At 34.0% G+C, this 24,642-nt stretch carries 24 protein-coding genes, 1 tRNA gene and 1 pseudogene; 15 read left to right on the top strand and 11 right to left on the bottom strand.

Going from position 1 to position 24,642, the window contains the following annotated elements:
• Nucleotides 1-16: 16 nt before the first annotated feature.
• Nucleotides 17-1,003 carry a tRNA-modifying protein YgfZ gene (ygfZ, locus tag M997_RS13830; protein WP_064720817.1) on the bottom strand — a complete coding sequence of 329 codons (987 nt, stop codon included), beginning with the start codon at nt 1,001-1,003 and terminating at the stop codon, nt 17-19.
• Nucleotides 1,004-1,276: 273 nt separating this feature from the next.
• Between ygfZ and sdhE the strand changes: the two genes are divergently transcribed.
• Both sdhE and M997_RS13820 read left to right on the top strand, forming a co-directional pair.
• Nucleotides 1,277-1,555, top strand: a complete 279-nt coding sequence (gene sdhE / locus M997_RS13825) for an FAD assembly factor SdhE (protein WP_064720816.1) — start codon at nt 1,277-1,279, stop codon at nt 1,553-1,555.
• A gap of 436 nt (nt 1,556-1,991) precedes the next feature.
• The gene (locus M997_RS13820; protein ID WP_064720693.1) at nt 1,992-2,399 is read left to right on the top strand and encodes a protein YgfX; all 408 of its coding nucleotides are present in this window, start codon (nt 1,992-1,994) and stop codon (nt 2,397-2,399) included.
• A 96-nt stretch (nt 2,400-2,495) separates the two neighbouring features.
• Here M997_RS13820 and fldB read toward each other — a convergent pair whose 3' ends face one another.
• On the bottom strand, nt 2,496-3,014 hold the full coding sequence (gene fldB, locus M997_RS13815) for a flavodoxin FldB (protein ID WP_064720692.1): 519 nt from the start codon (nt 3,012-3,014) through the stop codon (nt 2,496-2,498).
• A gap of 104 nt (nt 3,015-3,118) precedes the next feature.
• Here fldB and xerD point away from each other — a divergent pair, with 104 nt between their 5' ends.
• From xerD to M997_RS13780, 7 genes and pseudogenes are all read left to right on the top strand, one after another.
• On the top strand, nt 3,119-4,057 hold the full coding sequence (gene xerD / locus M997_RS13810; RefSeq protein WP_420874845.1) for a site-specific tyrosine recombinase XerD: 939 nt from the start codon (nt 3,119-3,121) through the stop codon (nt 4,055-4,057).
• Nucleotides 4,058-4,089: 32 nt separating this feature from the next.
• Nucleotides 4,090-4,797 carry a bifunctional protein-disulfide isomerase/oxidoreductase DsbC gene (dsbC, locus tag M997_RS13805; RefSeq protein WP_064720690.1) on the top strand — a complete coding sequence of 236 codons (708 nt, stop codon included), beginning with the start codon at nt 4,090-4,092 and terminating at the stop codon, nt 4,795-4,797.
• 9 nt (nt 4,798-4,806) lie between these two features.
• Nucleotides 4,807-6,540 (top strand): single-stranded-DNA-specific exonuclease RecJ, encoded by a 1,734-nt coding sequence (recJ, locus tag M997_RS13800; protein WP_064720689.1) that lies wholly within the window; start codon nt 4,807-4,809, stop codon nt 6,538-6,540.
• 170 nt (nt 6,541-6,710) lie between these two features.
• Nucleotides 6,711-7,809 (top strand): peptide chain release factor 2 gene (prfB, locus tag M997_RS13795; protein WP_109406130.1). Its coding sequence is split into 2 segments (ribosomal slippage): nt 6,711-6,785 and nt 6,787-7,809, totalling 1,098 coding nucleotides; the frame shifts between segments, so codons are not numbered across the junction.
• 8 nt (nt 7,810-7,817) lie between these two features.
• Nucleotides 7,818-9,344 carry a lysine--tRNA ligase gene (gene lysS / locus M997_RS13790; RefSeq protein ID WP_064720687.1) on the top strand — a complete coding sequence of 509 codons (1,527 nt, stop codon included), beginning with the start codon at nt 7,818-7,820 and terminating at the stop codon, nt 9,342-9,344.
• A 158-nt stretch (nt 9,345-9,502) separates the two neighbouring features.
• Nucleotides 9,503-9,576 (top strand) — tRNA-Gly (locus M997_RS13785).
• Nucleotides 9,577-9,915: 339 nt separating this feature from the next.
• Nucleotides 9,916-11,476 (top strand): annotated as a pseudogene (locus tag M997_RS13780) (methyl-accepting chemotaxis protein).
• Nucleotides 11,477-11,942: 466 nt separating this feature from the next.
• On the opposite strand, the gene M997_RS13775 reads toward M997_RS13780, so the two are convergent.
• The 3 genes from M997_RS13775 to M997_RS13765 form a co-directional block, all read right to left on the bottom strand.
• Entirely contained in the window at nt 11,943-12,146 is a 204-nt protein-coding gene (locus M997_RS13775) for a hypothetical protein (RefSeq protein WP_064720686.1), read from the bottom strand.
• Nucleotides 12,147-12,480: 334 nt separating this feature from the next.
• Nucleotides 12,481-12,690: a sigma-S stabilization anti-adapter protein IraP gene (locus tag M997_RS13770; protein WP_064720685.1), complete on the bottom strand. Its 210-nt coding sequence runs from the start codon at nt 12,688-12,690 to the stop codon at nt 12,481-12,483.
• Nucleotides 12,691-13,211: 521 nt separating this feature from the next.
• Nucleotides 13,212-13,760 carry an NADPH-dependent FMN reductase gene (locus M997_RS13765; protein WP_064720684.1) on the bottom strand — a complete coding sequence of 183 codons (549 nt, stop codon included), beginning with the start codon at nt 13,758-13,760 and terminating at the stop codon, nt 13,212-13,214.
• A 440-nt stretch (nt 13,761-14,200) separates the two neighbouring features.
• Here M997_RS13765 and M997_RS13760 point away from each other — a divergent pair, with 440 nt between their 5' ends.
• Together M997_RS13760 and M997_RS17355 are read left to right on the top strand one after the other, a co-directional pair.
• Nucleotides 14,201-14,713 carry a hypothetical protein gene (locus M997_RS13760; protein ID WP_064720683.1) on the top strand — a complete coding sequence of 171 codons (513 nt, stop codon included), beginning with the start codon at nt 14,201-14,203 and terminating at the stop codon, nt 14,711-14,713.
• 5 nt (nt 14,714-14,718) lie between these two features.
• Nucleotides 14,719-17,541, top strand: a complete 2,823-nt coding sequence (locus tag M997_RS17355) for a hypothetical protein (protein ID WP_082918450.1) — start codon at nt 14,719-14,721, stop codon at nt 17,539-17,541.
• 52 nt (nt 17,542-17,593) lie between these two features.
• On the opposite strand, the gene M997_RS13750 is transcribed toward M997_RS17355, so the two are convergent.
• Nucleotides 17,594-18,445 carry a T3SS regulon anti-activator ExsD domain-containing protein gene (locus tag M997_RS13750; RefSeq protein ID WP_064720682.1) on the bottom strand — a complete coding sequence of 284 codons (852 nt, stop codon included), beginning with the start codon at nt 18,443-18,445 and terminating at the stop codon, nt 17,594-17,596.
• 83 nt (nt 18,446-18,528) lie between these two features.
• A complete protein-coding gene (locus M997_RS13745; RefSeq protein WP_064720681.1) occupies nt 18,529-19,365 on the bottom strand; it encodes a helix-turn-helix transcriptional regulator in 837 nt (278 codons plus the stop codon).
• Nucleotides 19,366-20,466: 1,101 nt separating this feature from the next.
• On the opposite strand from M997_RS13745, the gene M997_RS13740 reads away from it, so the two are divergent.
• Both M997_RS13740 and M997_RS13735 read left to right on the top strand, forming a co-directional pair.
• Nucleotides 20,467-21,156 carry a bactofilin family protein gene (locus tag M997_RS13740; protein ID WP_064720680.1) on the top strand — a complete coding sequence of 230 codons (690 nt, stop codon included), beginning with the start codon at nt 20,467-20,469 and terminating at the stop codon, nt 21,154-21,156.
• A gap of 80 nt (nt 21,157-21,236) precedes the next feature.
• A complete protein-coding gene (locus tag M997_RS13735; RefSeq protein ID WP_064720679.1) occupies nt 21,237-21,794 on the top strand; it encodes a GNAT family N-acetyltransferase in 558 nt (185 codons plus the stop codon).
• Here M997_RS13735 and M997_RS13730 read toward each other — a convergent pair.
• Complete coding sequence (locus tag M997_RS13730; protein ID WP_064720678.1) at nt 21,772-22,122, bottom strand: nitrous oxide-stimulated promoter family protein; 351 nt, start codon at nt 22,120-22,122, stop codon at nt 21,772-21,774. The genes M997_RS13735 and M997_RS13730 overlap by 23 nt on opposite strands.
• A gap of 179 nt (nt 22,123-22,301) precedes the next feature.
• On the opposite strand from M997_RS13730, the gene M997_RS13725 reads away from it, so the two are divergent.
• Complete coding sequence (locus tag M997_RS13725) at nt 22,302-22,547, top strand: DinI-like family protein (protein WP_064720677.1); 246 nt, start codon at nt 22,302-22,304, stop codon at nt 22,545-22,547.
• Between the two features lie 75 nt (nt 22,548-22,622).
• Here the strand turns inward: M997_RS13725 and M997_RS13720 are convergent, their stop codons facing one another.
• Entirely contained in the window at nt 22,623-22,862 is a 240-nt protein-coding gene (locus tag M997_RS13720) for a YecH family metal-binding protein (protein ID WP_064720676.1), read from the bottom strand.
• Between the two features lie 109 nt (nt 22,863-22,971).
• Nucleotides 22,972-23,187: a DUF465 domain-containing protein gene (locus M997_RS13715; RefSeq protein ID WP_064720675.1), complete on the bottom strand. Its 216-nt coding sequence runs from the start codon at nt 23,185-23,187 to the stop codon at nt 22,972-22,974.
• Between the two features lie 266 nt (nt 23,188-23,453).
• Between M997_RS13715 and eco the strand changes: the two genes are divergently transcribed.
• Nucleotides 23,454-23,933 (top strand): serine protease inhibitor ecotin, encoded by a 480-nt coding sequence (gene eco / locus M997_RS13710; RefSeq protein WP_064720674.1) that lies wholly within the window; start codon nt 23,454-23,456, stop codon nt 23,931-23,933.
• A 70-nt stretch (nt 23,934-24,003) separates the two neighbouring features.
• Here the strand turns inward: eco and M997_RS13705 are convergent, their stop codons facing one another.
• Complete coding sequence (locus M997_RS13705; RefSeq protein WP_064720673.1) at nt 24,004-24,441, bottom strand: universal stress protein; 438 nt, start codon at nt 24,439-24,441, stop codon at nt 24,004-24,006.
• Nucleotides 24,442-24,642: the final 201 nt, after the last annotated feature.

The raw sequence follows: 24,642 nt of genomic DNA, 5'->3' as shown, positions 1-24,642 counted from the left end.
CGTGTTGAAATAAGTATTATTCTTCGTCTAAAGAATAAGGTAATGGTTTAATAGATAGTTTGCTGATGTTATCGCCTTGAACGCGAAAAACACTGTCAGCTTCCATATCATTGTTCATCACAACTTCGGCAATAATAGTATTATCAGCCATACGAACAGCACTTAATACAGTGCCTGTTTTACGCCATTTATCTTCGCCTAATTGCCACTCTACACTGCCACCTATTTCTGGTAATTCAGTACCACCACCAGATAATAAATACATAGCACGTTTATTTGCCCCTCTAAATTTTGCTCGGGATACCATTTCTTGACCCGTATAACAGCCCTTTTTAAAGCAAATACTATGTGGCAGAGCTTGTAAGTTGGTCGCCTGTGGTAAAAATTGCTCAATGTTAGGTGTGTCAATAACGGGATATCCGGCTTCAATATCAAGCGCTAACCATTGTTCGCTATTGCTGGCTTCTGCGTTTAGTGTGGTAGCGAGCGTTCTTGCTGTATCTTCATCCGTGACAATTAAAAAACGCTCGATAGGTAAAGGTAATTGCAGCAAGTAAGAGCCTTCGTGATGAACCACTTCATTAGCTTTACGAGGAATTACTGGGAAAAATTCTGCTAAAGCTTGTGCTGCGCCTTGTCCTGCAAGCCCTAATAATACGGCATCCGTTTTTTCCACTAAGGTTATCTTTGAAAATACGGCGTATTTTTTTAACTCGCTCAACTGCTTTTGCGCGACATTTTTACGCAATATATAAGCAAACCCTTCTTGCTGGTGGAAAAAGCGCAGTGTGCTCCACATTTTACCTTTTGCTTCACAGTGCGCAGCCAAAGTGTGTTCTGTTGCCGGTAATGCTGCAATATCGGCAGTTAATTGACCTTGTAGATATTTTTCACTATCAGCGCCGGTTGCTGTTATCAGTGACCACTCATCTAAAGAAATCAGTGTTAACGGTAGATTGATTGCTGCATGAGGGCGTTTAGTTTGAATAGAATTTTGAGTCATGACATCACCAGCCATTTTATTAATCAAATATTGTTGTTTATGGTAAAAGAGTCACAAGACAATGCAAGTCATTATTATTTATAGAGCACAGAAAAAATATTTATAAATAACAAACTATTTACGTTCAAAGGGTTGCTGAGAAAAGATATTGAGATTAAACCGTCAAACTGTGATCATTTTGATGTTAAAAATTTCATGATAAGACTATCATCAAAGGCAGGAAGAAATAGTGGTATTTCTTGATTTGAACAATGCAAAGAGCAGAGTATGACTATCGATATAGAGAACAAAGCACGAATTCACTGGGCATGCCGTCGCGGAATGCGCGAACTAGACATTTCCATCATGCCTTTTTTCGAAAACGAGTATGATACGCTATCTGATGATGATAAAGCGCTGTTTGTTCGCTTACTAGAGTGCGCTGATCCCGATTTATTCAACTGGTTAATGAACCATGGTCGTCCTGAAGACGATAAACTTTATTATATTGTTAAATTAATTCAAGAGCGTAATAAAGCAAGAATGGCTGATATTGTTGATAAGTATCGATAATAAATAGATTATAAAAACAACATAATAAAAGAACGCCTTTATTTTTAAAATAAGGGTGTTTTGCTTTGTATAAACAGAAACTTGTGACAGAAACAATAGACTTATAATATTTTAATGAAATAGCATTCTTTATAATCAAAAAATTGCGTGTAATCTCTAGAAAATGAAGTTCAACCTTCTTTTTTATCACTATTTTTTCTTTGTTTTTAGCCGATAAGTTATGATTATTTTAATCAGATGACGGTATAGTTTATTGTATCGAATTCAATTTTCTTTTTTATTAACCTCTTAAAGAGTATAAATATAATGAAAAACAAAAAATAATAGCTAACAGATATTTTTAAATGGAACAAAGAAGTTTTATAATAAAGCGTGTATTATTATTTTAGAATACATTAATTGCTTCATTATTTATTATGCGGAGTTGAAATAACTCGTGATTTTATGGAAATCGCATCTCACCGTTTCTTGGTTTACACAGCTATTTTCAACCGGCGTCTATGTTGCTTTTGAAATAGCGCTTTTACTTTACCCTTGGCCTGCCGATTTTATTTATATTTGGGTTCCTCTGTTACTTTTACTGATAGCGAGTTGGTATTTTACTCAAAAAAACATTAGTAAGATCAAAGGTGATTTAGTTTTACTTAATGGAAATCGTATTCAATGGAAACTTCACGAATGGCAATTAACTAAGCAACCGTGGATAAGCCGATTTGGTACTAAAATAACATTAACCTCTATTTTAAATAAAAAAAAGATAACGCTCTGGGTGGCTTTTGATAGTATGCCCGAATGTGAATGGCGAAATTTTTCTCAATTATTAATGCAATACCCAGATATTTAAATACTGGGCATTGGTAGGTAAATCATTGGGCTTAAAATTATGGTGTTAATAAAAATGAAAACATGTACTTATTTTTAAATTTTGAGCTTGATAAATTTACAGGTTTTCTTCAACTTCACGTAAAACTTGCATACACCATTGTGATAAACGTTCGTCGGTTTCTTCAAATTGGTTTACATCATCCAGTGCTAAACCAACAAAATATTTACCATCATTAGACAACGGTTTAGGGCTGACAAATTCATAACCTTCAACAGGCCAAAAACCGATAAATTTAACGCCGCTTGGTAATAAATGATGATAAAGCATACCTAGTGCATCAAGAAACCATTCGCTGTAATCGACCTGATCGCCCATGCCATACATGGCAATTAGTTTGTCTTTTAAATTTAGTGTAGGCAGAACTTCCCAAATATTTAGCCAATCCTCTTGAATTTCGCCAAAATCCCAAGTTGGAATGCCTAAAATAAGAATGTCGTACTGTTCCATAAGCGTAATATCACACTCTTGGACATTATAGAGGTCAACAAACTCCTCACCGAGAATGTCACGAATTTTTTCTGCCGCCATTTCGGTGTAACAGGTGCTGGAACCGTAAAATAGACCAATTTTCATGAAAGTTTTAAGATATTTTTGCCAATAAAGGACACTATTGTACCAGAAAACTTTTTTGATGAGGCATAATGTAAAGCTTGTATAGCAACATAAGGGGAATGTCTGTGAGTGACGTAAAACAACCAACAACGCATACAACAAGCGTAAAAGACAAAACTGATCTCATTATTGAGCAATTTTTAGATAATATTTGGCTAGAACAAGGATTATCTGAAAACACCCTAAGTTCCTATCGGTTAGATTTACAAGCATTAGGTCAATGGTTAGATAAAAATCAGCTAGATTGGCTATCTGTAACAACATTAGATCTTCAATCTTTTCTCGCTGTTCGACTTGATGAAGGATATAAAGCCAGTAGTGCGGCGCGTTTGCTAAGTACAATGCGTCGGTTATTTCAATATCTTTATCGTGAAAAGTTACGGTTGGATGATCCTAGCGCACTGTTATCAACACCTAAACTACCCAAACGACTTCCTAAAGATTTAAGTGAGCGACAAATTGAAGATTTACTTAACGCACCTTGCATTGATGAACCCATTGAGTTGCGTGATAAAGCCATGCTTGAAGTTCTTTATGCTTGTGGTTTGCGAGTTTCTGAATTAGTCGGATTATCTCTACCTGATATTAGTTTAAGACAAGGTGTGCTACGTGTTATTGGTAAAGGTGATAAAGAACGCTTAGTTCCTTTAGGCGAAGAAGCTATTTACTGGCTTGAACAATATCTGCAATATGGAAGACCGACACTGATGCAAGGAAAAACAGATGACATTGTCTTCCCCAGTTTAAGAGGGCAGAAAATGACACGACAAACCTTTTGGCATCGTATAAAACATTATGCAGTGATTGCAGGAATAGATAGCGAAAAGTTATCACCCCATGTATTGAGACACGCATTTGCAACACATCTTTTAAATCATGGCGCAGACTTGCGCGTTGTACAGATGTTATTGGGTCATAGTGATCTCTCTACAACACAGATTTATACCCATGTTGCTACTGAGCGATTGAAAACGCTTCATCAGCAGCATCACCCAAGGGGTTAGCCTCTAGTTATAGGCTTAGAATAGGAATTAGAATGAAAAAGAAAATGCTATGGTTGCCTATATTATTGAGTTTGGTATCAATGCCTGTTTTAGCAGACAACAATTCAATAGAAGAGCAACTTGCAAAAATGCAAATCAAAGCCGAAAGTATTCAACCAACGCCCATTGTTGGATTAAACGCGGTACTTTCTGATAAAGGTATTTTTTATATTACTGATGATGGTAAATATTTAACCGCAGGACCTATTTATAATATTAGTAATGGTGAACCAGTGAGTATTGCAAATCAGATAGTCATGAAAAAAGTGGATTCACTAAAGAATGAAATGATTGTTTATAAAGCCCGTAATGAACGCCATATTATAACTATCTTTACTGATATTAGTTGCCCTTATTGCAAAAAATTACATCAAGAAGTTCCAGAGTTAAACAAGCAAGGTATTACTGTTCGTTATTTAGCCTTTCCTCGTAATGGCGTTAGCAATAATGCAGTTAGCAAACAGATGAATGCAGTTTGGTGTAGTGGTTTTCCTAAAAAATCATTAGATAGTGCATTTAAAGGTGATGCCATTGTCCCTATCGATGAATGCAAAAAAATTAATATCAATGAGCATTTTAAATTAGGCACAATGATGGGGATCCAAGGCACACCCGCCATTATTTTACCTAATGCGAGTATTTATGGTGGATATATTTCTGCTAAAGATTTAATTGAACTACTTGATAAAGAAGAGAAGTAATAACGCGTTATGGTCACTATCGAACCCAAATTACTCCGTCGTGCTGCTCAATCAACACAATTGCCAGAAAGTTTAGATCCACTGTTGCGGCAAATTTATGCGAATAGGGGAATCACCTCAGATTCGCAATTAGAAAGAAGCTTAAAAGGTCTACTGCATTATCAATCGTTAACAGGAATTGACACTGCGATTGAGTTATTAATTGATGCACTAAAGCGACAATTAAAAATTGTGATTGTTGGTGATTTTGATGCTGATGGCGCAACCAGTACTGCACTGGCAATAAAAGTAATGCGCCAGATGGGATATCAGCAAGTGAGTTATCATATTCCTAATCGTTTTGATGATGGTTATGGATTAAGCCCGCAAGTCGTTCATGATGTGGCGAAAAAAGGCGCAGAGCTCATTATCACTGTAGATAATGGTATTTCTTCTTTTGAAGGTGTTGATGTTGCTCATGAACATGGTATTCGTGTACTGGTTACCGATCACCATTTGCCAGGGCAATCGCTGCCAGCTGCAGATGCCATTATTAACCCTAATCTTGATGATTGTGCTTTTCTTTCTAAATCGTTAGCTGGTGTTGGGGTGACTTTTTATCTGATGACAGCACTGAGAGCCGAACTTGAAAAACAAGGGTGGTTTGAACAGCAGAAGTTAAAACGTCCTAATATGGCTGATTTTCTTGATTTAGTCGCATTAGGAACGGTTGCTGATGTGGTGCCATTAGATGAAAACAATCGTATTTTTGTTTATGAAGGGTTACGTCGAGTGAGAGCTGGGCATTGTTGTGCGGGTATTAAAGCGCTGACAGAAGTTTCTCGTAAAGAATTATCCCAACTTGTGAGTAGTGATTTTGGTTTTTCTTTAGGGCCTCGATTAAACGCAGCGGGGCGCCTTGATGATATGTCGGTTGGCGTGGCGCTTTTATTAACCGATGATATTGGCACCGCACGCGAAATTGCGAATGAACTTGATGGGTTAAATCAAACGCGTCGTGAAATAGAAGCTGGAATGCAAGAAGAGGCTTCAACGATATTTCGCCAATTTATGGGAACTCAACATGATTTACCTAATGGATTAGCGATTTATCATCCTGAGTGGCACCAAGGTGTGGTCGGGATATTAGCTTCTCGAATTAAAGAAAAATTGCATCGTCCTGTTATTGCTTTTGCACCGAGTGGTGATGGCTTGTTAAAAGGCTCTGGTCGTTCTATTCATGGTGTACATTTAAGGGATGCACTAGAAAGACTAAATACCTTAAACCCAGGTTTGATGGTGAAATTTGGTGGTCATGCAATGGCGGCAGGGCTTTCATTAGAAGAAGATAAATTTACTCTTTTTCAACAACACTTTTCATCATTAATGGCAGAGCTTGTTTCGAAAGAACAACTGCAAGGTGTGATTTTATCTGATGGTGAGTTAACAGACAGCCAATTAACCTTGCCTACTGCTGAAATGTTGCGAGAAGCGGGGCCTTGGGGACAAGCATTTCCAGAGCCGTTGTTTGATGGTAAATTTCAGTTATTAAAACCTCGGATTGTAGGGGAAAAACATTTGAAAATGATACTTCAGCCATTAAATAGCCACTTACTAATAGATGCTATTGCATTTAATATTGATAGAAATGTATGGCCTGATAACAGTATCAAAATGGTTGAAATTGCTTATCGACTAGATATTAACGAGTTTAGAGGTCAGCGTAATCCTCAGCTTTTAGTTGAGCATATTTGGCCTTGTTAATATTGATAAAATAACGATATTTGCTGACATAAACAGCAGAGCAGAAAGCGTTGTGACAATCCCATAGACAATTGAATATAAATGCTATAAACCCACTGATAGATCCGTTACAATATGCGGTTCAAAATTTATTCCAATTGTTTTTAAAAACAACATAAAGACGAAAAAGCATGTTTGAAATCAATCCAGTAAAACACCAAATCGAGGAAGTGTCGCAACGAACGCACATCCTCAGGGGGTATCTTTGACTATGATGCCAAGAAAGAGCGTTTAGAAGAAGTTAACGCAGAGTTAGAACAACCTGATGTCTGGAATGAGCCAGAAAGGGCGCAAGCATTAGGTAAAGAGCGTTCATCTCTTGAGGCAATAGTAGAAACTATTGATCAACTCGATCAAGGACTAGAAGATGTTTCTGGTTTACTTGAACTCGCTGTTGAGGCTGACGATGAAGAAACCTTCAACGAAGCTGTCGCAGAATTAAATGTATTAAATCAAAAGCTAGAACAATTAGAATTTCGTCGCATGTTCTCTGGTGAATATGATAGCGCATCTTGTTATTTAGATTTACAAGCGGGTTCTGGCGGTACAGAAGCACAAGACTGGGCAAGTATGCTGATGCGTATGTATTTACGTTGGGCTGAGTCTAGGGGTTTTAAAACTGAGATTATTGAAGAGTCAGATGGTGACGTTGCTGGCTTAAAATCTGCAACAATTAAGATCATTGGTGAATATGCATATGGTTGGTTACGTACAGAAACAGGCGTTCACCGCCTTGTCCGTAAAAGTCCATTTGACTCAGGTGGTCGTCGTCATACTTCATTTAGCTCTGCATTTATTTATCCTGAAGTTGATGACGATATTGATATTGAAATTAATCCAGCCGATTTACGTATCGACGTTTACCGTGCTTCTGGTGCTGGTGGTCAGCATGTCAATAAAACAGAATCAGCGGTACGTATTACCCATGTTCCTACCGGTTTAGTCACTCAATGCCAAAATGATCGCTCTCAACATAAGAATAAAGATCAGGCAATGAAACAGATGAAAGCAAAGTTGTATGAGCTGGAAATGCAAAAGAAAAATGCAGATAAGCAAGTTATGGAAGATAATAAATCAGATATTGGCTGGGGTAGCCAAATCCGCTCTTATGTCCTCGATGATTCGCGTATTAAAGACTTACGCACCGGCGTGGAAACACGCAATACACAAGCTGTATTAGATGGTGATCTTGATAAATTTATTGAAGCTAGCTTAAAAGCGGGCCTGTGAGGAAAAACATGTCGCAACAGCAACAAGGTGCGGAGCAGGCACCTGATTTAAATAACGAACTGCAAACACGCCGCGAAAAATTATCTACTTTACGTAGTAATGGTAACGCATTCCCAAACGATTTTCGCAGAGATGCAATGTCTGACGAATTACATCAAAAATATGATGCAATGAGCGCAGAAGAGTTAGACGCAGCGAATGTAGAAGTTGCAATTGCAGGTCGTATGATGACTCGCCGCATTATGGGTAAAGCATCTTTCGCTACATTGCAAGACATGGGTGGTCGTATTCAGCTTTATGTCTCTCGTGATGATCTGCCAGAAGGCATTTATAACGAGCAGTTTAAAAAATGGGATCTTGGCGATATTTTAGGTGCTCGTGGTCGTGTTTTCAAAACGAAAACAGGTGAATTAAGTATTCACTGTCACGAAGTGCGTTTATTGACTAAAGCGCTGCGTCCTTTACCGGATAAATTCCACGGTTTAGCTGACCAAGAAATGCGTTATCGCCAGCGTTACTTAGACCTGATATCTAATGATGAGTCACGTAAAACTTTCCAAATTCGTTCACAAGTTATGGCGGGTATTCGCCAATTTATGGTGAATAAAGGTTTTATGGAAGTTGAAACACCGATGATGCAAACCATCCCTGGTGGAGCAAGTGCGCGTCCATTTATCACTCACCATAATGCGCTAGATATTGATATGTATCTGCGTATTGCACCAGAACTGTATTTAAAACGTTTGGTTGTAGGTGGTTTTGATCGCGTATTTGAAATCAACCGTAACTTCCGTAACGAAGGTGTATCACCACGACATAACCCAGAGTTCACTATGATGGAACTCTATATGGCGTATGCCGATTACCGTGATCTGATTGAATTAACTGAAGAGTTATTCCGTACATTAACTCAAAATGTTCTTGGTTCATCATTAGTGAAATATGGTGATGAAGAGTTTGATTTTGGTAAACCATTTGAAAAACTCACCATGAAAGAAGCTATCTGCAAATATCGTCCAGAAACCGTAATGGCTGATCTTGATGATATGGATAAAGCAGTTGCTATTGCTCAATCACTAGGTATTAAAATTGAGAAAAGCTGGGGCTTAGGTCGTGTTCAGTGTGAGATTTTTGAAGAAGTAGCTGAAAGCCATTTAATTCAACCTACTTTTATCATTGAATATCCGGCAGAAGTTTCGCCACTGGCACGTCGTAATGATGATAATCCATTTATCACTGACCGCTTTGAATTCTTTATTGGTGGTCGTGAAATCGGTAATGGTTTCTCAGAGCTTAATGATGCACAAGACCAAGCAGAACGCTTTGAAGAGCAAGTGCGCCAAAAAGAAGCGGGTGATGCCGAAGCAATGTTCTTTGACCATGACTATATCACTGCATTAGAACACGGTTTACCACCAACGGCGGGCTTAGGTATTGGTATCGACCGCATGGTAATGCTATTTACTAATAGTCATACTATTCGTGATGTTATTTTATTCCCAGCAATGCGTCCGAGTAAATCATCACAAGCGTAATTATTATTGAGTGATTAAATACTCATGGAGCCACCTGTAAGGTGGCTTTTTTACTTTTAATAACCATAGGTTATGCTATTTTTGGTGATAAAATAAGCATTTAAATTATCGAGGGATTGCTGTTCAAGTCAGTGGGCGTATAATCTAAAAATGCGACTGCGGGCGTAGTTCAATGGCAGAACGAGAGCTTCCCAAGCTCTATACGAGGGTTCGATTCCCTTCGCCCGCTCCAAGTAAATCTCATTCAATTCCCCTAAAATTTACATATTCTTGATAAAAACTATATAAATAAAATATAAATAAAATATCTTAAACTTCCTTTATTAATCACCTTTGTGATTTTTATAGTAACTATATGATTTTAAAGTGATTGTCTATTTTTTTATATCGTTTAAAAAACTGTTATATAAGTAACACTTTTGCTTCTCAGTACTAACTCTTTCTGCGTATAAAAAATAAAAAACTAATTTATAAAAAATATTAGTAAAAAATTAAAATTAATTGAAAAAGTGACGATAAGAATAGATTAGCCCCTATTGGGATTACTTTATCTTGTCAGTTGAGAAATTAAATGCAGAAACTTCGCAATATTACTATTCGTCTAATGATGTTAGTGATACTTGGTTTGTTATGTTTGATATTTGGTGGTGTGAGTGCATATAGTGCATGGTCTTTATCGCAGATATCTAAAGGTAATCAAGCCGATAATCAAATAATAAAACAAATGGCAGCGTTAAGTCAGGGAAATGATCAGTATTTTCGATTTGTGACTCGTTTAAATCGAGTTATCGAGCAAAAAGCAGCAGGTAAAGAAGTTGATTTTACACCTTCACAAATAGCCATGAATAATATGGAAAAACAGCTAGAATATATGAAATCTGTTTCTCCAGGCCCAATGGATGAAAAAGTTTCTCAAGAATTGATGACTGTTTGGCAATCCCTTTTTGAACAAGGGGTTAAACGTCAAATGTATCTAGCAAGAAACGGCACTATTGCTGAATATGAACATCATGCAAAAAATATTACTCCTGCATTAAGTCGAGAATTAGGTACAGTAACTGAAAATTTTAACCACATTGCCAATATTAAAATTGATAATACTATTTTAGAAGTTGATGAGTTGATGAGTTGATTAGCTTAACTCAAAAGGTAATTTTGATTAGTGTTATTTTAGGCGTGATAATTTTAATTCTAACTGATCGCTATTTAGTGGTTATGTTACAAAGCCATTAGAAAGTATTCGCCAGCATTTTATAAAAATTACTCAAGGTGATCTAAGCCATTCACTTAAGCCATTTGGTGATAATTGTGCCGGTAGATTGATTCCATTATTAATGGAGATGCAAAATAGTTTACACGACGCGGTAAGTACTATTCGTATGGGAAGTGAAAGCATTTATCGTGGAGCATCTGAAATAGCAAAAGGAAATAACGATCTTGCCTCTCGAACAGAAGAACAAGCTACAGCATTAGAAGAGACAGCCGCGAGTATGGAACAAATTACTGCCGCGGTGAATCAGAATATGGAACATACTTATCAAGCCAGTGGGCTTGCTGATATTGCTTCAACAACGGTCGCGCGTGGAAATACATTAGCTGAATCGGTAGCTACAACTATGGATGGAATTTATGATAGCTCAAAGAAAATTGCAGATATTATTCATGTTATTAATAAAATAGCTTTTCAAACCAATATATTAGCATTAAATGCCTCGGTTGAAGCGGCTAGAGCCGGTGCGCATGGGCGAGGATTTATGGTTGTCGCGAATGAAGTGCGCAATTTAGCTGCGGATAGTGCTAAAGCTGCGAAAGAAATAGAAGTATTAATTACTGATTCTGCGTTACGAGTTAATCAGGGAACCAAACTCGTCAATGATATGGAATCAACTATGGAAGAGATCCTAATTGGGGTTAATCAAGTAACCACAATAATGAAGCAAATCAGTATTGCATCAGAAGAGCAAAGTAAAGGCATTGCACAAGTAAGTGTTGCAATAACTCAAATGGATGGAGTTACTCAGCAAAATGCTTCATTAGTTGAACAGGTTTCAGCTGCTGCTGTTTCATTAGAGCAGCAAACTGAAGGTTTACAGCTATCCGTGCAAAAATTCAATATTGCTAATCACAGTTAATTTATAGCAGTAGAATAAAATTTAAAAATGTGTCTAGGTAGTAGGTCTTTACTCATTAGACACATTATATTTAACAATCTAAATGCGAAATTAGCTTTATGTCTTAAATTAACGGATAAAAATTTATATGATTATCTTCGAACTACTAACTTGATCGCTGATTGAGTATCGATGTGTGGTATCAATAAAATATTATTTAAAACTATATAAACTAATCTTAATATAAAAGGGGAACACTCTTTTTCTATTAGCAGTAGAAATCTTCTACCCTTATTTTAATTATTGATTAATCTATATTAAAAAATTTTTTAGCTTAGCTGAGATATATTATTTAATTAGTTCATCAATCAATCAATGATGATGTTTGATTGGTGAAATGAAAAATGATTTACAACGGGCGCTAATATAGAATCATAGCGATTATAAAGATAATTATTGATGATACTAAAAATATAGCGCCAGAATTCTAGAGCATTTTCTTTATATATTGTTCTGTTTTATTTATTACATCCTTATGATGTGGATGATTAACATAAGCTGTATTGATAGTTTTATCAATATCTCGAATAACCAATTCTTTCTGTTTAGTTGTTAAGGTTAGCAAGAGAGACTTTAAAACGACCTTTAAAGCGGCAACCTCATACTCGATATTGATGACTTTTTTTTCCATAAGAACCTCAAGGATCTTGTTTTTCTTCTGCTGTAGGAATATTTATTTTGCATAGTAATTAATTATTTAAATAATTCCAAGGGAAAAGTGTTGTAGAAAGTAAGAAGGTGATTTTTAAGTTAAATTTATTAAATTAGAATGAAAAATTATTTAAATTTAGGATGAGATAAACGAATTTTTTGCTAGAAAGTTTTGATTGAATAAATTTAGCTTAGGGTGATAATAAATATGAGAAATTAAATTATAAGAAGATTTTAAAACATAGATAGGATGCTTGGGTATACATCCCATATAAAAATTAATTTTTATTTTACCAATAATGATAAAAATAGAATTAAGCCTGAGTAAGTTTTTTTACATATTGTTCAGTAAGATTGATAACCTCATTAAGCTGCGGATATTTGCTTGAAGTATCTTCAATGACTAAGGATATATTGCCTAACATATCGCGCCGCTGCTTGTCACTTAAAGTAGAAAGTAAAGATTTTATGACAATCTTTAGTGCAGCGATCTCACATTCGATTTCTTTTAAGTTTTTATCCATGATTTACCTGTCCGTATTTAATGGATTGGTAATATAGGTAAATTTTTCGTCTATCACAATTAGGGAGTTATATTATTTAGAGATATATCGCACATTATACCTAATACTTTAAATTAATATCAATTAACAAAAAAATAACTATCAAACATTTACCCTATTTTCTAATTTGCATTTTTAATTTTTTGATTGCTATTGTGTTTACATAAAAATCATAGAGTAGTCATTTTTGATCCTATGGATACTTTTTGGTTTTGGCTATTTTTTGGATATAGCGATGATTCAATTATAACTAAAAACAGGAATCATCTTTTTTTGATTGTTAATTATGGATAAAAAAGTTAGCTATTATCATTTGTATAGCAGCCTATTTATTTTTAAAGTAGAAAAACAAACAAATGATAACAGCAGAAATTAAATAAGTTATTTCGCTATCGAGTAGATTAAATATCATTACTTAGTCGTAATTAGAAAACGAACCTAATAACTTAATAGTAGATTACTAGGCTCGTTTTATTTATTTTTTATTTCTGATTGTGCTTAACAAAAGCGACATAAGCATCAACCCAATGTTGCATAAAATTAGCACTTTTTTCTGAAAAATGCCCATTTTCAACCATACCGTCATACCATTTTAAAAAGCATTCAGGTTGGTTTAATGTTGGCATATTTAAGAAGGATAAAGAGTTGCGTAAATGTTGTTGAGCGATAGCAGTACTGATATTACCAATGGAAACACCGATAATACCAGCAGGGATATTATCCCATGCGTTAGTCCCATAAGGTCGTGATGCTTGGTCTAGTGCGTTTTTAAGTACACCTGGAACAGAACGGTTATATTCGGGGGTAACAAAAATAATACCTTGGCACTCTTTTATTTGTTGCTTGAAATGTATTACAGCTTCTGGAGTACTATTATCATCATCTTGATTATAGAGAGGAAGAATGCCTATATCGAGAAACTGAAATGTAAAGTCTTTTGGAAATAGCGGGATGAGTGCATTTGCTGTTTGTTTATTGTACGAGTCTTTTCTTAAACTTCCAACAACAATACCAATTTTAAAACTACTCATTTTAGTTCTCCTATATTGAAGGATAAAACGAAAATCAATTACATTTTTGATATTCGTATTCTGATATTATCCTGATAATAAGAAACAGCAATAAAAATTAAATAAAGAAAATACACGTAAAATACGTAAATAAATGATAAATTTAGTATTATTATTTTTATTATTATCTGGTATCCTTTTCTCAAGAAAAACTTAATCACAGGCTAAAAAAAAGATAATATTATTTACTAAATAAAGGTTGTATTCATTTTTTGATGTTTTTTGTGTGATGTATGTTGTGTTTTAAGCATAAACAAACAAAACAACAAGGTTGCTCGTTGCTACCTAAGGCTTCGGCTTATTTATTTAGTATGCAGTAGGTAATAGAAAATTATAATAAAATGGCTTAAAATGCGACAACTCATACGCTCTTATTTAAGTCTGATCGGAATTAAGGAAAAATGATGTCCTTATTAAAATATAAAAAGAATGTTCTTGCTGTGTTTATGGCAACTAGCACTATTGCTTTATCAGGGTGTGTTTGGTCATCACAAAGCCAACCCGTTGAGACGCCAGCCCAAACATCAGCGCCAGTATCGGCACAAAATCCTGCGCCTAATACGACTACACAGCCAACCGCAGCGGCACAACCTATTTCCATGACACCTACTTTAGGATCGGAAAATAGTGGTTTAGATACACAAAAATTAGGATTAGCACCACAAAGTACTTGTATCAAGCAACTTGACTCCTTAAAAACATTTTCTCCCTCAGATTATCAATCAATGATGGGGGCATTTAAGGAAATTAGTGAAATCAATGCGATGTACCGTAGTGTTCAAGGTACAGCAAGCAAAGATAGCTTAGATCTTTTAAGAATGAGTATTGAGTCGAAGACGGAAGTATTGTGTGCGAAAGTTCGCTATCTCTCTGTAATGTCAGTGAATTCGACATTGAAAAAACTAGGTGAATAATAATCATGAAATTAAAGCAGAGTGTTTGTCTTGCTTTTATGTTGTTTCCGGCTTTGTCATTTGCTAATAATGAGTTTAATTCTGTTATTGAAGACTTTGACCGTTATTTTGAAACTCAAGAGCCTCAGAAACCACTAAAAGTTGATCCTAAACCATCTGCTGTTAATTCATCTTCATCAAGAACGGGACAGGTAAGAGGGGCAAATACTGCAACCGCCAAGTCTCAACAAATAAAAACAGAATCAAAAGTAACGCAGCCAACAGTTAATAAAACAGATAATCAGGTGATAGTGCCCAATGGTACACCTGATATCACGTTGTCTGAAAACTGTCCTGTACCTCAAATTGATTATGCTAAAATAAATAACGACTACACTCGTTATTTAACACCATTACTTTCTTTCGTTCCTATTAAGCCACAGTTTTCAGCTGACGACTTAAATCGATATAGTTATAGCAATAAACCGACTGTTTATAATCCACTTGATCTTTATACTGGTGCGCGTTTTCCAAAACAATCACGTAATGAAAATGCACTGTTAGATATTTTCCCTGGTGCATTTTATTCAATTACAGCTATTCCATTCCATTTTGCTTATCAATTTAATCGTTCTTTGCTTGATCACAAGCAACCTCTGTTTAATAAAGAGTTATTAAATAGACTAGCAACCACGAAAGAGAAATATCAAACATTACATAAACAGTTTACTGAGCAAGCAAGTGTTATTGCCCAGTATTCTGAAAAACTCTTACATGCCAATGCACAAATTCAGCAATTACAAACAGAATTAACGCAAACAGAAAAAAAACTGGTGCTGGCAAATGATCTATTAAAAGATAACACTCTAAAAGAGACGGTTACTCATCTGCAAACTGAGTTAGATAAGACGGAAAAAGAGCGTAATTCCTTAGCTGAACAACTTGCAGAAAAAGAAAAAACATTATTGGCTTCAACAGAAAAAAATAATGAGTTTGTAAAGCTACAACAAGAATTTGAGTCACAAAAAGATGTACTCAAAGACTTAGAAATAAAAGCGGCAGATCTTGAAAAAGAAAAAGAGCTAATTCAGTCACAATATGCACAAGCGCAAGCTTTATTAAAAGACGATACGGCTAAGAAAGAGATTGATAAGTTACAAAGCTCATTAACAGATATCATGAATGAGCATGAAAAATTAACTAACCAATTAAACGAAAGACAAGCATTGTTGGTTAAAGTAGAGAAAGAAAAAGAAGATATACAAGGACAATATGTACAAGCTCAACAGTTATTCAATCAAAATGATGAGCAGAAAGATCAAGAGATTGCTAGATTACAGGCATTAAAAGATAAAGAAATAGAAAAATTACAAGCAACTTTAGAATCAGTACAGAATGAGCAGAATAAACTCACTAATCAGTTAACTGAAGTACAAGCTAAATTTGCTCAAGTCGAAAAAGAAAAAGAGAATGTGCAAGCTCAATATGCACAAGCTCAGACTTTATTAAAAGATAATACAGCTCAAAAAGAACTCGAAAGACTTCAAAGCTTAATATTAAACATTACTGCTGAGCGTGAAGATGTTGCTAAAAAACTAGCAGATAATCAAGCGTTACTAACACAAACTCAGCAAGAAAATAAGCAACAAGTTGATAATCAATTACAAGAAATTACGCAGTTAAAAACTCAATTAGCTAAGAGTCAGCAAGAACAAGAGAAAATTAATAAATCATTATTATTAGCTCAACAGCAAAATGCAGACGCAGATGAAAAACTAAAGGTTATTCCTGAGCTAAAACTACAGCTAGACAGTAAAGTAAAAGAATTAGCAGATCTCAAAAAAGGATTATCTGCTGGCGAAAAAGCCATTGAAACTTTAGTCGCTGATAAAAATAATTTGATTACTAAATTAGAAAAAGCACAAAGTGATTTAACGGCCAAATATCAGGCATTAGATAATCAATATAAAGAAAGTAATATTGCTATTGCTCAGTTAAATGTGAGCAAAATAGAGAATGAAAAAGCGTATGCTTTATTAGAAAAACAATTTGCTGAAAAACAGGATGCTATTAATAAATTAGCAACGCAATTAGAACAAGCAAAAGCTCAGTCAGAACAACAGAACACAGAAAATACGCAATTAATTGCTTCATTGAAACAACAACAAGCCGAATCTACTGCACAAGTTAAACAGCAAGAAAGTACATTAACAAATGCCCAAAAAGAGCTTATTGATGTTACTAAACAGCTTGAAGCTCAACGTGTGTTAACCAAAACTCTGGAAGAGAAAGAGTTAAAATTAAATGAGCAACTAAAAGCGAAAGAAGCAGAATTAGTCAAAACGAATACTGATACAACGAGTATCCAAAAAGAAAATAAATCACTCAAAGAACAACTAGAAAAAGTGATGGGTGAAGGGCAAATGATCTCAGGACAACTTGCATATGCGTATTCCATTATTGGAAAAGATAATGCTCAGCGAAATAAAACGATTCTTTCGGATATACAAAAACAAAATTATATTCAGTATGATGACAACACCTACTTTAAAATATTAAAACAGGGTAAACCGGTTGATTCTATTTCGAATAAGACGGTAGTTTTCGTTATGCATGAAGAGCTTACAGATGGTACGGTAACACTCAATTATGATAAGTCTAATCCGCTTATTTTGCCTTATCGTCAGTTACCACTACCATTGAATACCTTTATTGCTAAGGCAGGTATCAATGGTAAAGCTAAAATCTATATTAAGCCTGGTGGTGGTTATGGTAAAAATGGTGTTCCGGGTCAAATACCACCCGAGTCTATGTCTATTGTGACTGTTGAAATATTAGAAATTAAATAGCCTTCGAGAATATCAGCTCTTCTATTCCTTTGGGTTTAGATGAGCTGAGTCGTTATTCACGCCATAAAAAATTATCATTATTTAAACATAGTGACCTTTCAAGTAGCCAATCTTTTAATTTTTGACAATTATCGTGATGTTCAGGAATTGTTTTTAATATATCCCAAAGTGGCTTTAAGATCTCTGAGTGTGGATAAATAGCTTGAATATATTCTCGAGTATTTTTTATTTCAACAGTAAAAATAGGTTCGATTTTCCATGCATCTAAAAGTATTTTTAACTCTTTGCTTAATAAATCTTCGATAAGCATTAGTCTTACCTTATCTGCATCTAGTTTTATATTAATATCATCTAAAGATAAAAAAGAATCAGCATTATTTGATGGTTGTTTTTCTTCAAATAGCTTAATGTTATTACATTGATTAATTTGTAACTCCAAATCTCTTTTTATTTTATAAAGAGAGAATAACTGTGGAGCGATATGGTTAACCCACCAAATAAAAAGAGGTTTGATTACAGATTGAATAAGGCGCAGGTGTTCTGTGATGTTCACTGTAGCATCAAGAGAATCATTCCATTTTATATCTAAAGGTAAGGAATTATCAGATGAAAGGCTTGAAACACGAGCTAATTCGATAATATCTCTAATATCATTTTTTGACATTTCAACCGAGCAATGTTTTTTTCGTAAAAACCAGGTTGATTGCAACAGGCTATCTAAATCTTCTCGACATAAAAGGCGCGATAAGACTTTTATCTGTTTTTCATTAACATCTTCGTCGTTAAAAAATGAAGAAAACTGAAGATTAAATAAATTATCTACAGTTTTCATATCATTATTAGCCATTATTTTTTTTAGTGAATCTAGATCACGGTAATAATGGTGCTGATTGTTTTTTATCATAATATTTACTCTCTCGTAAGGATAAATTTCAAGTATTCTAACGATGAATAGATTTTTTATATTATGATATTCGTCTGTATTTTTTATAATTTCAACTTGAGATTTCGTGCTTTGCTTGGTGTCATGTTGAAGCGACGATGATAACTTTGTGTGAAGTAAGATTGGCTAGAGAAACCGGACTCCATTGAAATATCCACAATACTCATTTCAGTGGTTAGTAATAGCTGGTGTGCGTAAATAATTCTTCTTTCACATATCCATGTTCTTGGTGATGTACCATAAACATGGCTGAACAACTCTTTAAATGTGGTTAGTCCCATACCAAACTCACGAGCAAATTGTTTTAATTTCCAATTTTTTAAATGGTTTTTTTCCATGAAAATTTGTAAGCGGTCAACTTGGCGATGGCTTAATTGGCGTAATAATGCCATAAGGTCAGAGCCTTGTTCTGTCGAGAGTAATAAGATTAAAAGTTCTTCAATACGTAATTGGGTAAAAGTATTAGGACAATCTTGAGAAAATAAATATTCAAAACCATTATTGCAAAAATGAATAAGAGGGGAGTCTTGAAAGCAAATAAAAGCTGAAGAAAAAGTTTCATCTCGTTCTATATTACTAAGAATATCACTGTACTTTGACATGAAATTTCTTAAAAAATCATCAGGCAGTGGAATATAGATTGTTTCACAAGGCTCAGCATTTTGTGTTTTTATTGTATAATTTCCCTGTTGCAGGAAAAGTACTTGGTCTTGTTCTACCAAAACTGTATCGGTACAGTTTTGTAATATGAGCGCATTCTTTCTTATAAGATATAAAGCTTTTTGATCACTTTCTAATATTTGATATTGTGGATATAAATAAGTTTTTTTTTGAATAGCACAATCATTTAGATTATTTTCACTGCATTGTATTGTATTCATTTTTCGCCCAAAATTTATTTTATAAGTATCACTATATTTTAAAAATTAATAAATAGAGAGTTTTAAAAAACTGTCTTTTTATTATTGTACCGTTATTAAAAATAAAAAAGAGAATGTTTTCTTTATTCTAATGTGGTTTTTTTTTAGATATTAGACATCGATATAACCATTGGTGATTTAAGATAAGTGATTTTTCTTAATTTAATGTCATTTTTAATGAATTGCAAAAAAAAATTAATTAAGCCAAATTTAATGGAAAAAAATAAAATGATATAGTCATGAAAATTTGTAACTTATTATTTACAGATATTATATGAATGGCTAAACTAATTTAATTACAATAAGTTATGGATGATTAATTTCTTTACAGTGTAAAATATTCAGCTATAAATTATAGAAATAAAGAGCTTAGATAAAATGTGATTTATTTCAATTTAGTTAAAATATAATTGGTTATTGTAAATAAATATAAGTGAAATACTTTAAATAATTAACAATTAAAAATAAAACCATAAGTTTATAATTCATTACTTTATTGTTTCATTTGTATCTTTTATTCGTGATCTTTTTGTCGATAACTTTTAAAATTTGATGCTAATGTATTGCTTTCCAAATTTAAATTATGAACATTTATTTTAATTACACGAAAAAATAAATAATAATAGGCAAAAGCATATTTTGTAGACGGAGTAATTTATCAAAAAAATCTATTTAAAATAGATTAAATTTTTCATTACGTGACGTTGATCTCATATTTTTTTAATTTAACTTATATTCCTCCCTAATAAAAAAATATTTTAAATGATGAGTTTTTTTGAATGATTTCTTGGGTGAATATTACGATTGATAAATAGATGTTAATTTTACATAAAAAGCGACAATCAATAAAAGATTAATAATGTTACGAAAATCAAATTTAAATCTAAGCTATTAAAAATTAAGCTATTAATATTATCTATGACGTTAATTTTTTCTAAAAGCAAACCAATAAACTGAATAGAAATAGTGGCCCTATTACTGCAATTATATTTGATGATTATTTATTAATATAGTGAATGCATTAGTGTATTTATTGTCAGGGAGGTAGAGTTGCAGCTAATTATGGATAATAAGCGAACACAGCAAAATATTATATTTAGCGGGATATGGGTTATTTGGGTTATCGCATTAATTGCTTTTTGGCGTTACAAAATAGCGGGCGAGTTTTTGATTATCCTTATCCTAATTTTTAGCATTATTATTTATTCTATGACTTTGAGGTTAAAAAAAACAGCTATGTTTAGTCGTAAAACTGAAATACCAAAAGCTGCGGAGCCAATTACTACAGTAATTACTGAAGAGAAAAAACCGATGCCAGAACAACGCCTGTATACCATTATTGCCAAGGGCTCGGTATTTCAAGGTGATATTAATGTTGAAGGTGATATCCAAATATGGGGAAAAGTCGCTGGAAATATCAATGTAAAAGATGGTGTGATCCGAGTTATGCATGCAGGTCAAGTTGAAGGTGAATTAGCAGCGCCAGATATTATTATTGATGGTTTTGTTAAAGGAATTTGTGCAGCTAATAACTTAGATATTTTGGAACATGGTGAATTGCGTGGTACAAGTCGTTGCGGCAGCATGTCGATTAAACGTGGTGGTATTTTCACCGGACAATCAGAACAGGTAGAGCATCAAGCTAAAGCCGTTGCTCAACAGCGAGTCGTTTCTATTAAAGAAGGTACCCATACTAATAAAGAGAAAGATGTAGCGCCAGTAGAAATGCCACTTAAAGAAAATAAAAAATAAAAGACCCTTTTTCTTTTCATCGTTTGCTATTTATTCTATTTTATCATTATTGTCTTAGAGCGAATAAAAAGAGAATAACGTTGAAATTAGAAACTCCCCGACTACAACTGCGAAAATGGCGTGAAAGTGATAAAGCGCCATTTTTTTATCATATTAATTCTGATGTTGATGTAATGCGCTATTTTCCTTCGGTATTAACGCAGGCTGAAAGTGATAAACTCGTTGAGATGATTAAAGATAAATTTATTCAGCAAAATGGCTGGGGACTTTGGGCTGTGGAATTAAAAGAGACTGAAGAGTTTATCGGTTTTGTCGGACTTAATATTCCTCAAGCAGTATTACCTTTTAACCCTTGTGTTGAAATTGGTTGGCGTATTGCAAAAACACATTGGCGTAAAGGTTATACCTATGAAGCAGCAATAGCGGTATTAAAATTTGCTTTTGAGCAGTTATTTCTTAACGAAGTAGTCGCATTTACCGCAATATCAAATATACCTTCGCAAGGCGTTATGAAAAAGCTGGGTATGACCGAAACTGAATACTTTTTACATCCAGCATTAGATAAAGGGCATCCTTTAGCTGAGCATGTATTATATAAGCTAAGTAAACAGGATTTTATTTTTCCGTCGAACGTGTAGAACTACGTTTAACAGGTAATGGGGGAATAGGCTTTTTATCATCAATAAGATGTCTAATCGCTAGAATTGGGTGATAAATTAGCATTCTAGGCCCTGCCCAACGCATAATTTGTTTCATTGTCTCTCTTTTTATGGGTTGATAACAATGAATTGGACACTGTTTACATGCTGGCTTTTCTTCGCCATAACGACACTTATCTAATCGGTTGTAAGAGTAATCAATAAGCTGCTGATAATAGTTTTGTTCAGGTTCAGGGTGGTTGCGGGCATAAAGCAAAACCATTTTTTGAATTGTCTTTTTCTCTCGGTGAATTCTTTTACCTGACATATTTTTCTCTCTAAATAATATGTTGCATTTATTATGCATCTTATCACTTGTGCCTGTATGATGCTAAAAACTTATTTAGTGAAATAAAGTGAATTTTTTTATTAAAAACACTTTTCTTTTTTCTTAGAATATAATACTGTATTTATATACAGTTTATTTGTTTTTGAACGGTGAAAACCATGCGTGTGGAAATTCTATTTAGTAAGCAATCTAAAATTACAGAGTCATTATTTCCGCTGTTAGAGCTCGAACTAAGAAAAAAAATCACTCCAGAATATCCTGATATGCAATATCGTATCGCTTTTAGCAGTATGAATTCAATTCAAGTTACAGGTGTAAAAGATGAAACTAAACATGAGCATATTATGGAACTTATTCAGGGTGTTTGGGAAGACGACAGCTGGTTACAAACAGACGACGAATAAAGTGATATAAAAATAGATTAAGAAAATTGCCAGTAATAAATTATTTTCAAAATAAATCACTGGCAATTTATAAAACTAGTGGCGACAAATCTTACTTTCACTGGTTGTGAATCCACCTTCAGCAGGAATGAACTTACCTTTCCTTTCTAAAAAATCCACAAGCTGAGATGCAGTCATATTTTCAGCTGAACAAGTATGAAAAAGTGAGTCATTGCCAAATTGTTGGTGAATTGCTTCTATTAACGATTCTTTTGTGAATGCGGTTTCAGACGATAAGATAAAATGCAAAACTTCATGGCCATGTATAGAAGACATAATTAGCATCCTAAAAATAAAGATATATTAATTATGCATCTTTTACTGTGAGTAACTTTGTTTTTAATCATAAAAGCGATGACATAATGCCATCGCTTTTAAATACTGATTATTTTTCAGCTTGTTGAAGTAACTTCTGCATTTCATCTTTTAAATGAAGCTTTTCTTTTTTTAGTTTTACCACTTCATCATTATAGCCTGCACCATTAGGTCCTTCTAATTTAGCTATTTCTTGATCCAACCGATTATGTTTATCAAAGAGGGCTTGAAAGCGAGGATTGCTATCTTTTAACTGAGCAACTAAAGTTTGTTGATCTGAGAACATATAACCTCCTAAAAAGAGAAATTGGGATCTCTATTTCAGTATAATCATTGAGCGATTGTCTGCACGGTGATATATCACAAATTTACATTTCATTAGAATAAGAGCTATTTTCTTTTAAAAAATTATTCGGAATTATCCTCTCATAGTGATATCTGCTAAGGTGTTAGCATTCAACTAATAAAAATATTAGTTGTAAGATGATTATTAATAGAAACATCTAAGCTAAATTATTATCAGCGTGATATCGCTGTAAAATGGAGAAAATGATGAATAAAGTAATTTTAACTTTAGTTGCAGCAATGTCTTTATCTGCTTGCGCTCAAGCAGTTGATGGTTTAGAAAAAGTAGCACCTTATCCAAAAGCACAAGACAATCAAGTACGCCATGTTATAGAACTAGAGAAAAAAGATAACGAGAGTAATTACCAAGTCGAATTAATTGTTGGTAAAGAGTCAATGGTAGATTGTAATCGCCAATGGTTTGGCGCTGAGCTAGATAAAAAAGATTTAGAAGGTTGGGGTTATGACTATTATGTCGTCGGCGATTTAAGTGGCCCAATGTCGACGATGATGGGATGCCTTGATAATACGAAAAAAGCAGAATTTGTTCAGGCAAATATGGGACAAGACGCTTTTATCCGTTATAACAGTAAATTGCCTATCGTTGTTTACGCACCTACTGGTGTTGATGTTAAATATCGTATTTGGTCTGCTGCTGATGCAGTGCAAGATTCTGTAAAAAAATAGAATTCAATTAGGCTAATAATATAGCGAAAAAAAATAAAGCCCTTTGTATAATCAGAGGGCTTTTTTTATGTTATCTGATAACAAGTACTGACATTTTAGCATGACGTACAATTGATGACGCCGTCGAACCTAATAAATAAGATGAAACGTTAGGTCGATGTGAAGCTATTGCAATTAAGTCCGCATCAATGTGACGAGCATATTCTAAGATTTCATCTTTTGCGTTACCAATACCCACATTGCAAACAATTTGCTCATCAGGAATTTTAGTATCTTTAATCATTTCTTGCAGAGCGATAAAGGCAAGGCGAGTACGTTCTGATGAATCTTTAAATTTTTCAGGAATAGCTGCAAACTCGATACCAAAGAAAAGTTCAGCATTAGGAATAACAGTGAGGAAGTGGATCTCTGGCTTACCAACCTTTGCAATTTGTTCAATATGGGAGATCAGTTCCTGAGACAGTTCGTCTTCTAAAATATCGATTGGAACTAGAATTTTTTTGTACATTACAAACCTCACTTAATGTTAGTCAAAGGATATCTTCTATTATCGCTTAATATAAAAAAATAGCTGTGATCTGTGTTCTAAATAATAGTGAGAATGATTACTTCCACGCTTTAAAATAATAAAATAACAATCACTAAATTAATACGACCTAAATTAGCTTACGACTTAACTCTTTGACAGTATAGATATAAATACATTTTT

The organism is Proteus hauseri ATCC 700826, from assembly GCF_001654965.1.
GTDB lineage: Bacteria > Pseudomonadota > Gammaproteobacteria > Enterobacterales > Enterobacteriaceae > Proteus > Proteus hauseri.
This window is presented reverse-complemented; position numbering and strand designations above follow the sequence as displayed.

What these genes read in the sequence shown, in the direction of transcription:
- ygfZ (WP_064720817.1), bottom strand. Translation starts at nt 1,003, where the DNA reads ATGACTCAAAATTCTATTCAAACTAAACGCCCTCATGCAGCAATCAAT.
- fldB (WP_064720692.1), bottom strand. Translation starts at nt 3,014, where the DNA reads ATGAAAATTGGTCTATTTTACGGTTCCAGCACCTGTTACACCGAAATG.
- dsbC (WP_064720690.1), top strand. Translation starts at nt 4,090, where the DNA reads ATGAAAAAGAAAATGCTATGGTTGCCTATATTATTGAGTTTGGTATCA.
- recJ (WP_064720689.1), top strand. Translation starts at nt 4,807, where the DNA reads ATGGTCACTATCGAACCCAAATTACTCCGTCGTGCTGCTCAATCAACA.
- lysS (WP_064720687.1), top strand. Translation starts at nt 7,818, where the DNA reads ATGTCGCAACAGCAACAAGGTGCGGAGCAGGCACCTGATTTAAATAAC.
- M997_RS13775 (WP_064720686.1), bottom strand. Translation starts at nt 12,146, where the DNA reads ATGGAAAAAAAAGTCATCAATATCGAGTATGAGGTTGCCGCTTTAAAG.
- M997_RS13770 (WP_064720685.1), bottom strand. Translation starts at nt 12,690, where the DNA reads ATGGATAAAAACTTAAAAGAAATCGAATGTGAGATCGCTGCACTAAAG.
- M997_RS13765 (WP_064720684.1), bottom strand. Translation starts at nt 13,760, where the DNA reads ATGAGTAGTTTTAAAATTGGTATTGTTGTTGGAAGTTTAAGAAAAGAC.
- M997_RS13760 (WP_064720683.1), top strand. Translation starts at nt 14,201, where the DNA reads ATGATGTCCTTATTAAAATATAAAAAGAATGTTCTTGCTGTGTTTATG.
- M997_RS17355 (WP_082918450.1), top strand. Translation starts at nt 14,719, where the DNA reads ATGAAATTAAAGCAGAGTGTTTGTCTTGCTTTTATGTTGTTTCCGGCT.
- M997_RS13750 (WP_064720682.1), bottom strand. Translation starts at nt 18,445, where the DNA reads ATGATAAAAAACAATCAGCACCATTATTACCGTGATCTAGATTCACTA.
- M997_RS13745 (WP_064720681.1), bottom strand. Translation starts at nt 19,365, where the DNA reads ATGAATACAATACAATGCAGTGAAAATAATCTAAATGATTGTGCTATT.
- M997_RS13740 (WP_064720680.1), top strand. Translation starts at nt 20,467, where the DNA reads ATGGATAATAAGCGAACACAGCAAAATATTATATTTAGCGGGATATGG.
- M997_RS13730 (WP_064720678.1), bottom strand. Translation starts at nt 22,122, where the DNA reads ATGTCAGGTAAAAGAATTCACCGAGAGAAAAAGACAATTCAAAAAATG.
- M997_RS13725 (WP_064720677.1), top strand. Translation starts at nt 22,302, where the DNA reads ATGCGTGTGGAAATTCTATTTAGTAAGCAATCTAAAATTACAGAGTCA.
- M997_RS13720 (WP_064720676.1), bottom strand. Translation starts at nt 22,862, where the DNA reads ATGTCTTCTATACATGGCCATGAAGTTTTGCATTTTATCTTATCGTCT.
- M997_RS13715 (WP_064720675.1), bottom strand. Translation starts at nt 23,187, where the DNA reads ATGTTCTCAGATCAACAAACTTTAGTTGCTCAGTTAAAAGATAGCAAT.
- eco (WP_064720674.1), top strand. Translation starts at nt 23,454, where the DNA reads ATGAATAAAGTAATTTTAACTTTAGTTGCAGCAATGTCTTTATCTGCT.
- M997_RS13705 (WP_064720673.1), bottom strand. Translation starts at nt 24,441, where the DNA reads ATGTACAAAAAAATTCTAGTTCCAATCGATATTTTAGAAGACGAACTG.